The sequence below is a fragment of the Algibacillus agarilyticus genome, from assembly GCF_003286125.1.
In the GTDB taxonomy this organism is placed as follows: domain Bacteria; phylum Pseudomonadota; class Gammaproteobacteria; order Enterobacterales; family Alteromonadaceae; genus Algibacillus; species Algibacillus agarilyticus.
In genome coordinates this window covers 95,527-111,664 of sequence record NZ_QMED01000008.1, presented here as the reverse complement: position 1 = coordinate 111,664, position 16,138 = coordinate 95,527, and the positions used below count along the sequence as shown (strand labels likewise).

Below are 16,138 nucleotides of genomic sequence, written 5' to 3'. Positions count from 1 at the left end.
ACATAAAAGTGCCATCAAAATAACCACATTCCGTAACATATTATTCATACATTGCCCAACAGAGAGTGTTCGTTAATCTAGTTGGAAAATGAAATGTTTAGTGTCGATAATATTTTAGAGCAAACTTATCCGCAATTAGCTGCACGTCCGTTATGGGGACGCTTTGCCAAATTTGTTTTACGCGGATTATTACACGAAAAAGACTTTGTTGAATTCGCCGAAAAATATCCACATTTAAGTGGCTTAGATTTTGTTGAGCAAGTGCTAGAGCACTTTGAATTTGGTTACAATATTAACGATAAAGAGCTAGAGCGCATACCGGCAACGGGGCGTTGTGTAATTATTGCGAATCACCCTATTGGCACGCTTGATGGTTTGGCGCTGATTAAATTAGTGAGTGAGGTGCGTAAAGATTTTAAAGTGGTCGCGAACCAATTGTTGATGTCGATCAACCCATTGCATGATTTACTTTTGCCTGTTAATAACATGAACGGCAGCACGCCAAAAGAAAACATTCAACGCATACACGAATACTTGGCCAATGAAGGCGTTATTATTATATTTCCGGCGGGTGAAGTTTCGCGTTTAAGCCCTAGTGGTGTTAAAGATGGCGAATGGCGCAGTGGTTTTTTACGTATGGCGACGGCGGCGCAAGCGCCTATTTTACCTATCTTTGTAAATGGTAAAAATTCGCCGATGTTTTACAGTTTATCTATTTTGTGCAAACCCCTCTCGACAATGCTTTTAGTTAAAGAGATGTTTAAGCATAAATCGAAAATATTGCCGATGCGGGTAGGTGATTTAATTCCTTACGAAAGTTATCGTAATTTACCAATCAGCTCAAAAGAGAAAGTGCGTTTATTTCGTCGTCACTTGTACCGTATTGCAAAAAAGCGTAAGCCGTTATTCGCGACTCAAAGTGCGATTGCGCGGCCTGAACCTCGACAAGAATTAAAAGTGGCTATCCAAGCTTGTGAACACATCGGTGAAACACAGGATAAAAAACAAATTTATTTATATCGTTATGAGGGTAGCTCGCCGGTGATGCGCGAAATTGGCCGTTTGCGTGAAGTCGCTTTTCGGGCGGTAGGCGAAGGCTCAGGTTTACGACGAGATGTTGACCGGTATGATTCTTATTATGAACATTTGATTTTATGGGATGAAAACGATCTTGAGATTGTCGGCGCTTATCGTTTAGGTAATACCGCGAAAATTTTGGCAAATGAAGACAATAAAAAGCTGTATACCGAAACCCTGTTTAATTATACCGAAGGCATGCAACCGTATTTTGATCGAGGTTTAGAGTTAGGGCGTAGCTTTGTGCAACCGCGTTATTGGGGCAAACGTAGTTTAGATTATTTGTGGTATGGCATTGGAGCCTACTTGGTTAAAAACCCGAATATACGTTATATGTTTGGTCCGGTGAGTATTAGCGATACGTTACCTAAAACGGCGAAAGATTTGCTCGTTTATTTTTATCGTTTACATTTTAGTACCAACAGTGTTGAACTTGCGCAATCAAAAATACCTTACGATTTACCACAAGATTTTTTAGTAAACATGCAAAAGCAAATTACTGGTGACGATTATAAAGCTGATTTTTCAGCACTTAAAAATTTATTGGCTAATATGGGCTGTAATGTACCCACGTTATACAAGCAATATAGTGAAATATGCGAACCGGGTGGGGTGAAATTTTTAGATTTTAATATTGACCCTGATTTTAATGATTGTGTTGATGGTTTAGTGTTAGTTGATATTAACGCGCTAAAAGCTAAAAAGCGTGCGCGCTATATGGCGGCTGCGGTTCAAGAAAGTGCGCCAGCCGTTAAAAATGTGGAGACTGCAAGCGTGATTAACAACGCAACAGACAGCGCAGCAGACAATGCAACAGACAATGCTGACAATCAACAAGATACGACTTTGAAAGCTGATACGCCGATAGAAAATCAAGCGATGAATGCGTCAGTGTTAGCGGCTCCAATAGTCGATATCGCCACAACGGCTTAACGGCTATTGTTCATTGTTATGGTTTTTATCATAACAATGAACTAACACTCGTTGTGTGTGTTAATTGAGTTGATGCCGTGGCTGTAGCTGTTATTATGGAATGACTCATCGCCTTTTTTAGCCCCCTGAATATGCAGTTTAATTATCGAATCGTTTTTATTATCACCGCTTTGCTTTTTACTTTGTCGGTTAGCCTGACAAGTGTGAATTATTATGCATCGATGGATTTAACGCATACACAATTAAAAAATAGTGCGTTACCTTTAACCGTTGATAATATTTATACTGAAATTCAAAAGCAGATCATCGAGCCCAATTTGATTGCCTCTATGATGGCTCACGATACGTTCATGAAAGATTGGTTAGCTAACGAAGAAAGTGATACCGAGCAAGTCGTTAAATATTTAGATACGATCCAAAATAAATACCAAATGTTTGCTACCTTTTTAGTCTCAGAGAAAACACAAAATTATTATTCTGCAGCAGGGCTGTTAGAAAAAATAAATAAAGATAACGCCCATAATCAATGGTATTTTTCGTTTAAGCAAACGCCTGAAGCGCAAGAAATTAACATCGATAAAAATGCACACATGGGACCTTCATTGGTCATGTTTATTAATCATAAAATTTTCGATAACGATTTTCATATGATTGGGGCAACAGGGGTTGGTTTAAAAACGTCTTACATAAACGATATGCTTAAGCAATTTCGTTTAAGTTATCATTTCAATGTGTATTTTATTAATGAACAAGGCCAAGTGATTATTTCGGAGCTTGATAGCCATTCGATCAATCACATCAATGAAGTGCCCGAATTAAAACAGATTAAAAGCGATTTAATTAGTAAAGGCTCACAGTTGTTTGAATATGAGCGCCAGGGTGAGCGTATTATTTTAAACCGTAAATACATTCCTGAGCTTGATCTGTATTTATTGGTTGAAGCTAAAATGAATGACTTTACAAAAGAAGTAAAAGAAACCTTCTATTTTAATATTGTTATCTCGTTGTTACTCACTCTTGCTATTACGCTTATTATCTTGATTTATGTGCGAAATATTCATCGTAAACTAAACCAATTAGCCGACAACGACCAACTAACAGGCTTGCCTAATCGTCGGTTTTTTAACCGGGGTTTAGCGCACGCAATGCAATTAAAAAAACGCAATAATATTAACCTATCGGTTTTGTTTTTAGATTTAGACAACTTTAAAAAAATTAACGATACCCAAGGCCATGATGTGGGTGATGAGGTTTTAAAACGAGTTGCAAAATTGCTTGATAACACAACCCGAGGTACCGATTTTGCTGCTCGCTGGGGCGGTGAAGAGTTTGTTATTTTGTTGTTTAACAGTAATGCCGAAGGTGCAGCCATCAGCGCTGAAAAACTGGGTAAAGCCATTGAGCAAGATCAGGCCTTGTTTGATTTAGTTGGCCATCAAGTGACGATTAGCTTGGGTGTTACCGCCGTGCAAGACGACGATGATATCGATGCCATTATTAAACGAGTTGATGGCGCGTTATACAAGGCTAAAGCGGCCGGCAAAAACCAATTTATAGTTGATTGATTTCGCCTGCTGAACTTATGTTTTTTGTTTATTTTTATTGTGCTTTCACCCTGTGAAACGCCATTCATAAATGAGTTTATCATCCAGCGTGTAGGTTAGTTAAACGGCTCTGCCCCCTCTATTTTATTCATGTTTATCTTCATTCTTTGGCAACTTGAATTCGTAAAGCACATATCGCTAAATCCATCCCTTCTTTAATGGTTGTGTGCATTTCGGATTATCGGTGTGCGATGCTTCTTATCTATTTAAATAAATTTAACGTTAAACCACGCGAGAGTCCAAATGACTCTTATGTGTTTTTGTTTGTGTTTTATTGTGAGTCTAAATGACTCTTTAATATGTGTGTGCTTATTGATTTTTATCTAACATATTGAAATAAATGACTAATTTTGGGTTGGAATGCTTTTTGTAATAGAAAGTTATAAACATTATTGAAGCATTAACCTTAAGTGAAATCAGCCATGCATGAACACAATACACCTGTAGATTCTTTAGATACTGATCCAAATCAAGAAAATTATAAATTGTGCTTAAAACTGGGTAATGGTTTAGGCATTACCGCTTTATGTATCACGTTGATTTGTATTTTTATCAATTTTGGTTTTGAGCAATATTTTGCTTTAGGTGCTCAAATTGCGGCTCATATTGGCACGATCATTTTTGCTGCTCTGGCTAAATTAGGTTATGTCATTCGATGCGTAGGTGCTTATGGGCTAGGGCACCGCGCTTTTTGAGCTTAGTGATTCGATTTTATGTTTATTTTTATTTTCAAACCAATTTAAATTATCTAGGAGATATTGATGTTAACGACTGAACATATTGCTGTAGTAAAAAGTACGATCCCTTTATTAGAAGTGGGAGGAGATGCGATAACCGAGCATTTTTATCAACGCCTGTTCACGCACAACCCAGAATTAAAAAATATTTTTAATATGAGTAATCAACAAACGGGTCGTCAAAAAACGGCATTGTTTGGTGCCATATTAGCGTATGCAAAAAATATTGATAACTTGGCTGTACTTAAACACGCGGTAGAGCGTATTGTGCAAAAGCACACGAGTTTTCATGTTGAGCCCGCACACTACGACGTTGTTGGTTTGCATTTAATTGAAACATTACGCGAGTTACTGCCTGAACAATTCACTGAAGAAGTTGAAACCGCCTGGACTGCTGCTTACGGTGTACTGGCCAATGTGTTTATTAATCGTGAAGAAGAACTTTATAGCCAAAGAGAAAATACACTTGGCGGCTGGCGTGGTAAACGCGCTTTTTGCTTAGTTGATAAAGTGGTTGAATCGGCATTGGTGACGAGTTTTGTATTTGAACCTATGGATCATCAGCCGGTTATTGATTATCAAGTTGGTCAGTATGTAGGGGTAGAGTTAACACCTCAAGGCAGTGATTATGTTGAAATTCGTCAATATTCGTTATCAAGCAAACCGAATGGTAAAAGCTACCGTATTTCGGTTAAGCGCGAATTGGGCGAGCATGATGGTTTAATGTCTAATCATTTACATGATCATTTAAATGTTGGTGATTTAGTTGATTTACACGCACCCGCTGGCGATTTCTTTTTTGTTGATCGTTCGGCTCCGGTGGTATTAATTTCGGCGGGTGTTGGTATTACACCAATGCAAGCCATGTTAGAAAAACTAGCGGCTGAACATTATGCTAAGCCGGTTTATTATCTTCATGCTTGCGAAAACGCATCGCAACATTCATTTGCCAACCGTACCGAAGCATTATGTAACCGCAACGATTGGCATTTTGCAACGTGGTATAAAGAAGAATGCAGCACTCAACCTCATGTTCATCATGGGTTAATCGATTTTAGCCAAGTTGATTTGCCGATCAAAGAGGGGCATTTTTATTTATGCGGGCCGGTTGGTTTTATGCAGTTTGCTAAAACTAATTTAATTAAACAAGGCGTTGACGAAAGCCGGATCCATTATGAAGTTTTTGGCCCACATGCAACCTTATAAATGTAAAAATGCATAAACAATATATACCCAAGTGACTTGGGTATATAATTTACATTATCTTATTGATACCGCTATATTTGTTTTTGTGGCTACCGTATTAATATGAAAAATAATTGATCTAGTGGAGGATCAGCCATGGATGAATCAACCTGCCAAGCTTATTTATTAGCCAAGCCCCATGCTATTTTAGATTACCCTTTTGGTGATGAGATTAAAGTATTTAAAGTTAAAAACAAGATGTTTGCGACGCTTGCACTGGGCAAAATGGGTAAAGCAAAAAACACAGATGAACAACCCGCTTATTGGTGGATGAACTTAAAGTGTGATCCTGATGAAGCTTTCATATTGCGTGATTTATTTACCGCGGTGATCCCCGGTTATCACATGAGCAAAAAACACTGGAATACTATTATTCTTGATGGTTCGATCCCGCAGGGGGAAATTGAGCGCATGATCGATAATTCGTTTAATTTAGTGGTCAGTAAAATGACCAAGAAAGATCAAGCTTCGATTATGATCCATCTTTAGTCTTTATTTAAGATACTGACTTGGCGTGACGCCTAATATTTCTTGAAAGTCTCGAATGAGATGAGGTTGGTCGGTATAACCCAGTTGCTCAACAATATCCAAGATATCTCGTTCTTTATTTTCTAACCGAGTTAGGGCTTGGTGTAGGCGATATTTTCGGATTAACCATTTTGGAGATAGACCTACATATTGTTTAAAGCTGCGTTGAATGCTTCTTACCGGAATATTTGACACCCGAGCTAAGCCATTAACAGACTGAATATCGGGATGAGTTTGGATAAGCTGCATAAGTTGGCGAACTTGTATAATTGCAGGCGACGGTGAAACGTTAAAGTATGTGTGCAACGCCGTTTGCAAGATCGCTATTTGTTGTTCATCCGCTTTATTATTAGCCAACTGAGTTAATTGATTTATTGTTTCTGCATTGAATATGTCACCTATATTGATCGTTTTATCAACATATTCATCAGCGGCGTTGTTGAGTAAATGCGTGATGGCTGCAACTTTAAATTTAACCCCGATAATTTCCCCTTGTCCTTCCATGCGGAAAGTGTATTTTTTGCTAACCGGACCAATGAGTTTGAATGTGTTTTTTTCATAAATGAGGTGAAAATTAGGATCGGGTAAATTTTCCTGCTGGTGCTGAATACCATCAGGTAAATTCCAGTCGACAAACCAAAACTGATCTATCCATTCACTTAAAGCTGTACTGGGAAAGTATCTTCTTAGCTTATAGTTTTTTGCACTGCTTTTGGGGTGTAAAATCCCCGTCAATTTTTGCTTGTTTATTTTCAAGGTGATGCACCATTTGACGTGTTTTTACAATACGCGGTATTTGTAAAGTGCTACTGTTAAACCACTCAATAAATGGATCAATACGGCAGAAGTGAATGTTATGAAAATTACCGGTGAATTTCAAATTACAGATTGGAAAGAAAACGTCGAACATGATTTTGATGATGGCAGTAAGTTAAGCTCTGCTTTGGTTAAACAGTGTTATCAAGGCGGTATTCAAGGAGATAGTGTTGTTAAATATCAAATGGCTTATGATGCTAATGGCCAGGCCCAATTTTTAGGGTTTGAAACGTTTTCAGGTCAATATAATGAAGCTTCATGCCGATTGATTTTAAAACATGACGGTTGCTTTGAAAAAGGCGTGGCTAGAAGTGAGTTTGTGATCATTGAGAGTGTACCCGACAAAAGCCTAGTGGGTTTAAAAGGTCAGTTTGAAACACTTTCTGATGGCACTGCTCGCTATGAAATCACATTTTAAAGCCTCATTTTTAAAAGCTACTCGGATTAGTGCAAGCAATAAAATAATGAATGAGCTACATGCAAACACACGAATTTTATTATCAAGGTTTAAAAACTAATTTAATACAGGTGAGTAGTGCCGAAAAAGCAGAGTCAAGCCGTCGGTACTTTCCGCATGGCATTAACTGTATCGGCGCGAATGCGGGTGATATTAAGCAGGTTATTCAAGCATTCCAAACGCAATATAGCGAATTAAGTGCCGACGATACACTTGAGCTGTGTGAATACCTGTTACAAAAAGCGGAGTATAACGAAGAGACTCTAATTGCTTTTGGTTTATTAAATAAATTTGTAAAACGTCATTACGATGATGGTTTGTTAGTGCGCTTTGAATATTGGTTAACGCATTACGCTAATAACTGGGCTTTGGTTGATGATTTGTGTATTAAAACCATTTATCTTTTTTTTATGGGACGCCCGCATTTAATTGAAAAAACACAGCATTGGTCGCTTTCTGATGTGGCATGGTGTCGCCGTGCAAGCAATGTTGTTTGGGTTAAATTTATTAAGCGCAAAATCGGTCAATCAATGTATTGTTTGGATACGCAGTTAATCTTTACTAATTGTGATCAGCTTATCAATGATAAAGATGAGTTCGTACAAAAAAGCGTAGGCTGGTTATTAAAGGTCACGTCTATTGAACATGAACGGGCAGTGATTCAATATATTGAAAAAAATATTAATACGTTGTCTCGTTCAACGTTGAGATACGCGATTGAAAAAATGGCGCCTGCCACTCGAAAGCACTTATTGGCGTTTGGCCGTTAACTGCGTTTTGATTTTATTAACTATTTAAATTTTGACTTAAGTAATCAATAAACAAGCGTATCTTAGGTGATACAAATTTATTATTTGGGTAAACCGCCCATACACCTTCATCGCCTAAACTATATTGAGTTAACAACGGAATAAGTTGCCCTGTTTTTATGTGCTCATCGACATAAAAACCAGGTAGTTGAATGATGCCGATGTTTTTAAGTGCGGCATCAACTAAAGCAACGCCACTGTTGCAACGTAAGTTACCGTGAACGCGTATGTGCTTTTCTTTATTTTGTTGCTTAAATTGCCAGTAATCACGAGTGCCTAATAAGCAATTGTGTTGATGCAGTTCTGACAAGCTGTGTGGTTCACCCTGTGTGGCCAAATAATGCGGCGAAGCGCAAACGTGATTAATTCTAGGGGCGAGGTATTTGGCAATTAAGCTTGAATCTTTTAATTTACCTAATCGAACCGCCAGATCGAATCCCTCTTCGATTAGGTTTTCGCGATGATTAGTGAGGTGTAATCGCACTTCTATTTCTGGATATTGCAAAATAAAGTTATTAACTAGAGGGACAACTTGTTGTTCGCCATAGGTGATGGGAGCTGACAGTTGTATTTTACCTTTGGGCGATGTTTGTAATTGCGTAATGGCTTGTTCGGCTGCACTTAAGCCATCTAACACGCTACGACAGTGTTGATAAAATACTTGGCCTTCTTGCGTGAGTGAGACTTTACGTGTGGTTCGGTAAAATAGTTTTACGTTGAGCCTTTGTTCTAGTGCGCTGACTTGTCGACTGACTTGAGCAGTGGATAACGCTAATTTTTGACTCGCTTGCGTAAAGCTATTGGCTTCTGCAACGGCAACAAATTCATTTATACCTTCCCATTGAGTTCCCATTTTATTATTACCACACAGTAAAAGTAATTTGTAATTTGGCTATATTATCATTCTGTTAGAAATAAATATAATTTGCGTACAACTGAATAATAGGAATTAAGCATGACTGATCAATTTATTAAATCTAAAGCTGCGATCGCTTGGGGTCCAAAACAACCATTAACCATTGAAGAAGTTGACGTAATGCTACCGCGCAAAGGTGAAGTATTAGTTAAAATTATTGCTTCAGGTGTTTGCCATACCGATGCTTTTACTTTATCGGGTGAAGACCCAGAAGGTATTTTTCCTGCTATTTTAGGCCATGAAGGTGGTGGTGTTGTTGAGCAAGTCGGTGAGGGCGTGACGAGTGTTGCCGTTGGCGACCATGTTATTCCTTTATATACCCCTGAGTGTGGAGAGTGTAAATTTTGCACATCGGGTAAAACAAATTTATGCCAAAAAATTAGAGCCACGCAAGGTCAAGGTTTAATGCCTGATGGCACAACTCGTTTTTATAAAGACGGCCAACCTATATACCACTACATGGGCTGTTCGACATTTTCTGAGTACACCGTATTACCTGAAATATCGCTTGCTAAAGTAAACCCTGAAGCGCCTTTAAAAGAAGTTTGCTTATTAGGTTGTGGCGTAACAACCGGTATGGGCGCCGTGATGAATACCGCGAAAGTAGAAGAGGGCGACACCGTTGCTATTTTTGGTTTAGGCGGTATTGGTTTATCAGCGGTTATTGGTGCTGCGATGGCTAAAGCAAAGCGTATTATTGCGATAGATGTTAATGAACGTAAATTTGATTTGGCACGTAAGCTAGGCGCGACTGATTGCATAAACCCTAAAGATTACGACAAGCCAATTCAAGACGTTATTGTTGAATTAACGGATGGCGGTGTTGATTATTCATTTGAATGTATTGGTAATGTAGATGTGATGCGCTCAGCTTTAGAGTGTTGCCATAAAGGCTGGGGCGAATCAGTGATTATTGGTGTTGCCGGTGCTGGGCAAGAAATATCAACTCGGCCTTTCCAATTAGTCACGGGGCGTGTATGGCGGGGTACGGCTTTTGGTGGTGTTAAAGGGCGTTCTGAATTACCTGATTATGTAGAGCGTTATTTAGCGGGTGAGTTTAAGCTTGATGACTTTATCACGCATACTATGTCGTTAGAAAATATTAACGAAGCGTTTGATGTGATGCATCGCGGTGAAAGTATTCGTACTGTTATTCATTTTGATAAATAACAATTTATACCAAGTGACTTGGGTATTCCCTTTGTCACTTGGGCGCAAATAAAATATGAAGGTTTGATCAAGCATGACGATTGAAAATATTAGCAGCAATAAAGTGATGGGTGGTTGGCATAAGCAATATAGCCATACATCAACTGTTTTAAATTGCGACATGCGGTTTGCCATTTATTTACCGCCGCAAGCGAGTGCTCAAAATAAAGTCCCCGTTGTTTATTGGTTGTCTGGATTAACCTGTACTGACGAAAATTTTATGCAAAAAGCCGGCGCGTTGCGCATTGCGGCTGAATTAGGTATTGCCATTGTTGCACCCGATACCAGCCCGCGCGGTGACGCCGTGCCGGATGCCGATGACAAAGCGTATGATCTCGGTTTAGGAGCCGGGTTTTATGTAAATGCGACACAAGCCCCTTGGCATGTGCATTACCATATGTACGATTATATTGTAGATGAACTGCCAACCTTAATTGAAAAGCATTTTCCCGTGACGAGTCAACGCGCTATTAGTGGCCACTCAATGGGCGGACACGGGGCTTTAATGATTGGCTTACGTAATTTATCGCGTTATCAATCAATCAGTGCTTTTAGTCCTATTGTGAACCCAGTTAACTGCCCATGGGGACAAAAGGCGTTTACGGCTTATTTAGGTAGCAATACGCAAGATTGGTTAAATTACGATACGTGCCATTTAATTAAACAGGCTAAACAACAGGCGCCTATGTTGGTTTCTCAAGGTGGAAACGATAATTTTTTAACCGAGCAACTTAAACCTGAGGCGTTAGTCAACGCGGCAAGTGAAGCTGAATATCCACTCGAATATTGCTTTGAAGCCGGTTATGACCATAGTTATTACTTTATCTCGAGTTTTATTGAGCAGCACTTACGTTTTCATGCCAAAGCATTGAATATGTAATGTGAATGGACCGCAGGGTTCATGATTAAGTGAAATCAAATAAGCCAGCGTTCAAGTTGCTTCTTTATCGCGCGCACGTTGGCGTAATTTTGGGATATAGCTCTGTGGCCCGCCCGTGAGTGTATGAAAATTGGCAAGCTCACTTAGGTGCTCTGCTTGATGGGCAAAAGCGCGGATCGCTTTGTATTGTTCTTCTAGCCAGCTTTCTTTGACTGCATCTTCTGTTATATCGGTTGCACAACTGAGAATAATGGGCTTACCACTATGACTAAATAAAGGTTCAGGTGGTGAATGTGGGATTAAATCGTTTTGATTAGCGACTCGATAATGTGGCCCCGTGATCGCCGCATTTAATTGTTTGGCAAATTCATCATTGGCCGGTCTTGGGCTGGCAAATGTATAACAGCCGTGCACGGGAATATTATTTTCAATTAACATGCCGGCAAATAAGCTGCATAAAGCGCCGCCTAAACTGTGACCTGTGATCCAAATGCGTTGTTTGTTATGACGTAATTTATTAATCGCATTTGCGAGGCCTATTGCAGCAGGGTAAATCGCTTGTTGAAACCCTTCGTGTGCTTTGGTGTTAGTCAGTGGGCCTGCTTCACGGATCGCATCAATATTCGTTAACCAATCAGTCGCATCCGATGTGCCTCTAAACACAATAATGATGTCGTCTTCATTCGCCACCACATAGCTTTGGGTATCGACATCGTTACCTTTGCTAACAAAAACCGTTTGAGTATCTTTAAATCCCCATTGATGGCTGGTTTGAATTATTTCTGTTTTAGGTGTGTAGGCTAGTGCACACAAAACCGCAAGTGATAAAGCGGTTTGAGGGTCGTATTCTGAACTCGGGTTTAGTGTTATATCGAACTGAGCATAATTTAACATGGTGTATGACTTTGCTTTTTTTGCCCTAGTCTAATTTAAACCCCTTTTATTTCAAGTTTGTTTTTGTTTTTATGATGCTTCTTGGGTTAAAAAACTAAAATCACTTGGGTAATCATGAAAACCATCGTAATCGCCTTTACTGATGTTTATTTTTTCTTGGCGTAAAATGGCATACACCATATTAAAATGAAAAAAGAAGTTGGGAAGGGCGTACAAGTTTAAAAAATCGGGTGCATTAAAGGTTAAATCGTTAAAACCGGCTTTTGTATTAATCGTGCGTAAGTGACTTTTTGAGAATTGCTCAGGCGTGAGTTGATCAATAAAATAAAGTGCATGTTTTATGTCGGTTTTTAAACCTAACCAGTTATCTGGGTTCGCTTCACGTTTAGGTATATCAATGTTTGCCAGTGGGCATAAGGTTCGATAAACAAAACTAATTGCAGTTTTTGCTTGTTGGTCTAGCGCAAACATGCCGGTTGTTAATGAAGCTGAATATAACGTGTTATGTATGTCGGCTTGCTCTGCTATTTCAGTAATGTGTGCTAGTTGAATTAAGTAGTGACGAAAGACATTAACTGAACTTTGATACATAAAGCGTTTTCCTGATTTGTTAATAACTGATTTGTAAATAAATAAGACCAATCACCGTTAACCGTAAATGTTGATTAGCGATTAACGGTGATTGGAATAAAACCACTTTTTAAAGTGGTTTTATTTTATATAAATGAATTAACCCACGAGGATACTACTTAATTATGGTATTTAGGTTACATTCAGTAATTGATAACGTTTATTTAATTCTTGATATAAGTCATCTTGATAACTTGCTGCTTTTACATCTAAAGTTGTCATGACTTCAACAAGGTGTTCGTTGTCTTCACGGCCGCTCCATTCTTTGATGTAAGTACCTTCTTTATAACCGTTATCTTGACGGAAAAAGTTAAGTACATTTTTACTCACGTATTGGGCGTATAAATCGTCCCATGTCATTTGACAGTCAACTAACAAAGCCGAAAATAAACCGATGCTGTAGCGCTTAGCTGACGCTAATCCTATCATTAGCTCCAGTTTGTCGAGCAGGGTTAATTCGCTGAATGTGATTAATTGGCCATCAAACGTTAATTCCGTTTGATCGATTGCCGCGAACACATCATCTAACGCTTTAGTTGGATCGCCTTCATGGTCAAGCAAAATAGCAGACAAAACAAAATGCCAAATATCGACAAGTTCCATTTGTAACTGTTCTAAATCACATTCTTGTTTTTTCCACCATTTCCAACCGTGGTGCTCTATGGCTTCAGAGGCTTCAATAACAACCGCACGTAAAAAGGGTGAGCGTGTAGCAACCCAATCTGGATTGACCTTGGCATTCATTTGGTCTTGTAAAGCTAACATGGTGCTAGCTTGAGTTGAGGCGAGCATAAGATCCCTTGTTCATTCTTAATTGTTTAATTGGGGTTAGTTTAATCTAGCTCAGTGTTTTTTTCGACGTTATTTAAGTCACTGACTATATTTAAAAGAAGATTGATGAAAAAGTAGTCGAGTTGGTGTGGTTTTAGTGTGTAGTGATAGGGGGGGCTAGCAAAAAATATGCTTGTAGGGCGTCGCTTTAGTTGTTTGAAATTTTTTTTGCAAAAAAAGGCATAACAAAACTACCAAATTAGCCAACTTTTGACATAATCGATGCAATCGCTGGTTTTTGATTGATGTATTGTTGAATGCCGCGTTTATTTATCTTTTTATATTTCTTTAGGAGAAACACCGTAATGTCAGACCACCCAGTAACCCGTGCCACTTTTGATGATGTCATGCTGCCGAATTATGCCCCAGCAGCGATTGTGCCTGTTCGAGCTGCCGGCTCACGCGTATGGGATCAAGAAGAGCGCGAGTATATCGATTTTGCTGGCGGTATTGCGGTTAATTGCTTAGGGCACTGTCACCCAGCTTTAGTTAATGCGTTGAAAGCGCAAGGTGAAAAACTTTGGCATGTGAGTAACATTTGGACCAATGAGCCTGCGTTGCGTTTGGCTAAAAAATTAACGGAAAAAACCTTTGCTGAAAAAGTTTATTTTTGTAATTCGGGTGCTGAAGCGAACGAAGCCGCTTTAAAATTAGCGCGTCGTTGGGCGTTAGAAGTACACGGTGCGGAAAAGAATCAAATTATTGCGTTTAATCAAAGTTTTCATGGCCGAACCTTTTTTACGGTTACGGTTGGTGGGCAAGCGGCTTATTCAGATGGTTTTGGCCCTAAACCTGGCGGTGTAGAGCACACTGATTTTAATGATTTAGCCGCTTTAGAAGCGCTAATGTCAGATAAAACCTGTGCTGTAATTATTGAACCGATTCAAGGTGAAGGTGGCGTTTTACCTGCAGATGAAGCGTATTTACAAGGTGTTCGTGATTTATGTGATAAACACAATGCGTTGTTAATATTTGATGAAGTGCAAACAGGAGCCGGTAGAACAGGACATTTGTATGCCTATCAAGCTTATGGTGTGGTACCTGATATTTTAACATCGGCTAAAGGTTTAGGCGGTGGTATTCCTATCGGTGCTATGTTGACGACCACTGACGTTGGCCAACATTTAGCGTTTGGTACACATGGCAGCACTTACGGTGGAAATCCATTAGCTTGTGCGGTTGCCGAAGCGGCGTTTGATTTAATTAGCAGTGACGCAGTTTTACAAGGTGTTGCTGCGCGTGAAGCGACTATTCGTCAAGCTGTTGCCGATATTAATGCTAAGTACAGTGTTTTTACTGAAGTAAGAGGTAAAGGCTTATTGTTAGGCTTAGTGTTAGCGGATGAATATAAAGGTAAAGGGCGTGATTTTATCGCGGCTTGTATTGATCAAGGTTTAATGATTCTAGTGGCTGGACCTAACGTGTTACGTTTTGCACCTGCGCTTGTGATCAGCGATGATGAGCTTGCCGACGGTTTGTCTCGTTTTGAAAAGGCCATCGCGGCCGTTGCTCAAGCGAGTTAACCATGATTATTGTGCGCCCAATTCAATCGAGCGATTATGCGGCATTGCATAAACTCGCGATTGAATCGGGGCACGGTTTTACATCATTACCTGATAATGAAAAACTGCTGAAACATAAAATAGCGCGTTCAAAAAAAGCATTTGAATGCGTTCCTACCTCGTTAAGTGAACTCAGTTACTTATTTGTTTTAGACGATACAGAGCTTAATCAAGTAATAGGGATCTCGGGCATTGAAGCGGCCGTTGGGCTAGAAGATTCTTTTTATCATTACCATATAAGTAAGGTTGTACACGCTTCTCGGCAACTTAATATTTATAACACCGCTGAATTACTCACTTTATGCAATGACTACACCGGGCAAACTGAAATTTGCACGTTGTTTTTATTACCCGAACACCGCAATGCCTTTAACGGTAAATTATTATCTAAAGTTCGTTTTATGTTTATGGCGGAACATCGTCAATGTTTTGCCCCTCGTGTGTTTGCTGAAATGCGCGGCATATCGGATGATTCAGGGGTTTCACCTTTTTGGGCTTGGTTAGAAAAAAACTTTTTTACGATGGATTTCCCCACCGCCGATTATTTGACCGGCATTGGTCAAAAAGTTTTTATTAGTGAATTAATGCCTAAATACCCGATATATGTGAATTTACTGTCGCCTGAAGCCCAAGCTGTAATTGGCAAAGTACACCCTAAAACGGAACCGGCCCTCAAATTATTAAAACGAGAAGGGTTTAGGTGGCGTGGTTATGTTGATATTTTTGATGCTGGGCCAACGGTTGAAAATGATTTAGAGAACATAACGAGTATTCGAGACAGCAAAAAGCTCAGTGTGCATATCGATACAAATGCGGGTGAATATACCTGTGAAAATGCGGAGGGAAAATCCATTCTTATTGCTAATTGCCAGTACAGCAATTTTAGGTCAACGGTTATTACCGGATATATTGATGAAATTAGCCAATCGATTAATTTAAGTGCGGCACAAGCTAAAACGTTACTGGTGAAAGAGAATGACAGTGTCAGGGCGTTACGCCTAAATTAAGCT

At 39.3% G+C, this 16,138-nt stretch carries 16 protein-coding genes; 11 read left to right on the top strand and 5 right to left on the bottom strand.

Annotated elements, in window-relative coordinates; translation table 11 throughout:
• Positions 1-93: 93 nt before the first annotated feature.
• From olsF to DPX34_RS08600, 5 genes are all read left to right on the top strand, one after another.
• Positions 94-2,010, top strand: a complete 1,917-nt coding sequence (olsF, locus tag DPX34_RS08620) for a bifunctional ornithine lipid synthase OlsF (RefSeq protein ID WP_111978009.1) — start codon at positions 94-96, stop codon at positions 2,008-2,010.
• A gap of 131 nt (positions 2,011-2,141) precedes the next feature.
• Complete coding sequence (locus tag DPX34_RS08615; RefSeq protein ID WP_111978008.1) at positions 2,142-3,575, top strand: sensor domain-containing diguanylate cyclase; 1,434 nt, start codon at positions 2,142-2,144, stop codon at positions 3,573-3,575.
• 461 nt (positions 3,576-4,036) lie between these two features.
• Positions 4,037-4,309 (top strand): hypothetical protein, encoded by a 273-nt coding sequence (locus DPX34_RS08610; RefSeq protein ID WP_111978007.1) that lies wholly within the window; start codon positions 4,037-4,039, stop codon positions 4,307-4,309.
• 66 nt (positions 4,310-4,375) lie between these two features.
• Positions 4,376-5,557 (top strand): NO-inducible flavohemoprotein, encoded by a 1,182-nt coding sequence (hmpA, locus tag DPX34_RS08605; RefSeq protein WP_111978006.1) that lies wholly within the window; start codon positions 4,376-4,378, stop codon positions 5,555-5,557.
• A gap of 135 nt (positions 5,558-5,692) precedes the next feature.
• A complete protein-coding gene (locus DPX34_RS08600) occupies positions 5,693-6,085 on the top strand; it encodes an MmcQ/YjbR family DNA-binding protein (protein ID WP_111978005.1) in 393 nt (130 codons plus the stop codon).
• A 3-nt stretch (positions 6,086-6,088) separates the two neighbouring features.
• On the opposite strand, the gene DPX34_RS08595 is transcribed toward DPX34_RS08600, so the two are convergent.
• Positions 6,089-6,880 carry a helix-turn-helix domain-containing protein gene (locus DPX34_RS08595; RefSeq protein ID WP_111978004.1) on the bottom strand — a complete coding sequence of 264 codons (792 nt, stop codon included), beginning with the start codon at positions 6,878-6,880 and terminating at the stop codon, positions 6,089-6,091.
• A 100-nt stretch (positions 6,881-6,980) separates the two neighbouring features.
• On the opposite strand from DPX34_RS08595, the gene DPX34_RS08590 reads away from it, so the two are divergent.
• Entirely contained in the window at positions 6,981-7,358 is a 378-nt protein-coding gene (locus tag DPX34_RS08590; RefSeq protein ID WP_111978003.1) for a DUF3224 domain-containing protein, read from the top strand.
• A 59-nt stretch (positions 7,359-7,417) separates the two neighbouring features.
• Positions 7,418-8,167 carry a DNA alkylation repair protein gene (locus tag DPX34_RS08585; protein WP_111978002.1) on the top strand — a complete coding sequence of 250 codons (750 nt, stop codon included), beginning with the start codon at positions 7,418-7,420 and terminating at the stop codon, positions 8,165-8,167.
• A 16-nt stretch (positions 8,168-8,183) separates the two neighbouring features.
• On the opposite strand, the gene DPX34_RS08580 is transcribed toward DPX34_RS08585, so the two are convergent.
• Positions 8,184-9,059: a LysR family transcriptional regulator gene (locus DPX34_RS08580; protein ID WP_111978001.1), complete on the bottom strand. Its 876-nt coding sequence runs from the start codon at positions 9,057-9,059 to the stop codon at positions 8,184-8,186.
• A 102-nt stretch (positions 9,060-9,161) separates the two neighbouring features.
• On the opposite strand from DPX34_RS08580, the gene DPX34_RS08575 reads away from it, so the two are divergent.
• On the top strand, positions 9,162-10,292 hold the full coding sequence (locus tag DPX34_RS08575; RefSeq protein ID WP_111978000.1) for an S-(hydroxymethyl)glutathione dehydrogenase/class III alcohol dehydrogenase: 1,131 nt from the start codon (positions 9,162-9,164) through the stop codon (positions 10,290-10,292).
• A gap of 73 nt (positions 10,293-10,365) precedes the next feature.
• The gene (gene fghA / locus DPX34_RS08570; RefSeq protein ID WP_111977999.1) at positions 10,366-11,211 is read left to right on the top strand and encodes an S-formylglutathione hydrolase; all 846 of its coding nucleotides are present in this window, start codon (positions 10,366-10,368) and stop codon (positions 11,209-11,211) included.
• A gap of 51 nt (positions 11,212-11,262) precedes the next feature.
• Here the strand turns inward: fghA and DPX34_RS08565 are convergent, their stop codons facing one another.
• From DPX34_RS08565 to DPX34_RS08555, 3 genes are all read right to left on the bottom strand, one after another.
• On the bottom strand, positions 11,263-12,105 hold the full coding sequence (locus DPX34_RS08565; RefSeq protein ID WP_111977998.1) for a lipase family protein: 843 nt from the start codon (positions 12,103-12,105) through the stop codon (positions 11,263-11,265).
• A gap of 69 nt (positions 12,106-12,174) precedes the next feature.
• Positions 12,175-12,696, bottom strand: a complete 522-nt coding sequence (locus DPX34_RS08560; protein ID WP_111977997.1) for a DUF1993 family protein — start codon at positions 12,694-12,696, stop codon at positions 12,175-12,177.
• 171 nt (positions 12,697-12,867) lie between these two features.
• The gene (locus DPX34_RS08555) at positions 12,868-13,527 is read right to left on the bottom strand and encodes a dUTP diphosphatase (protein WP_111977996.1); all 660 of its coding nucleotides are present in this window, start codon (positions 13,525-13,527) and stop codon (positions 12,868-12,870) included.
• A 344-nt stretch (positions 13,528-13,871) separates the two neighbouring features.
• On the opposite strand from DPX34_RS08555, the gene DPX34_RS08550 reads away from it, so the two are divergent.
• On the top strand, positions 13,872-15,089 hold the full coding sequence (locus tag DPX34_RS08550; RefSeq protein WP_111977995.1) for an aspartate aminotransferase family protein: 1,218 nt from the start codon (positions 13,872-13,874) through the stop codon (positions 15,087-15,089).
• A 2-nt stretch (positions 15,090-15,091) separates the two neighbouring features.
• On the top strand, positions 15,092-16,135 hold the full coding sequence (astA, locus tag DPX34_RS08545; protein ID WP_111977994.1) for an arginine N-succinyltransferase: 1,044 nt from the start codon (positions 15,092-15,094) through the stop codon (positions 16,133-16,135).
• Positions 16,136-16,138: the final 3 nt, after the last annotated feature.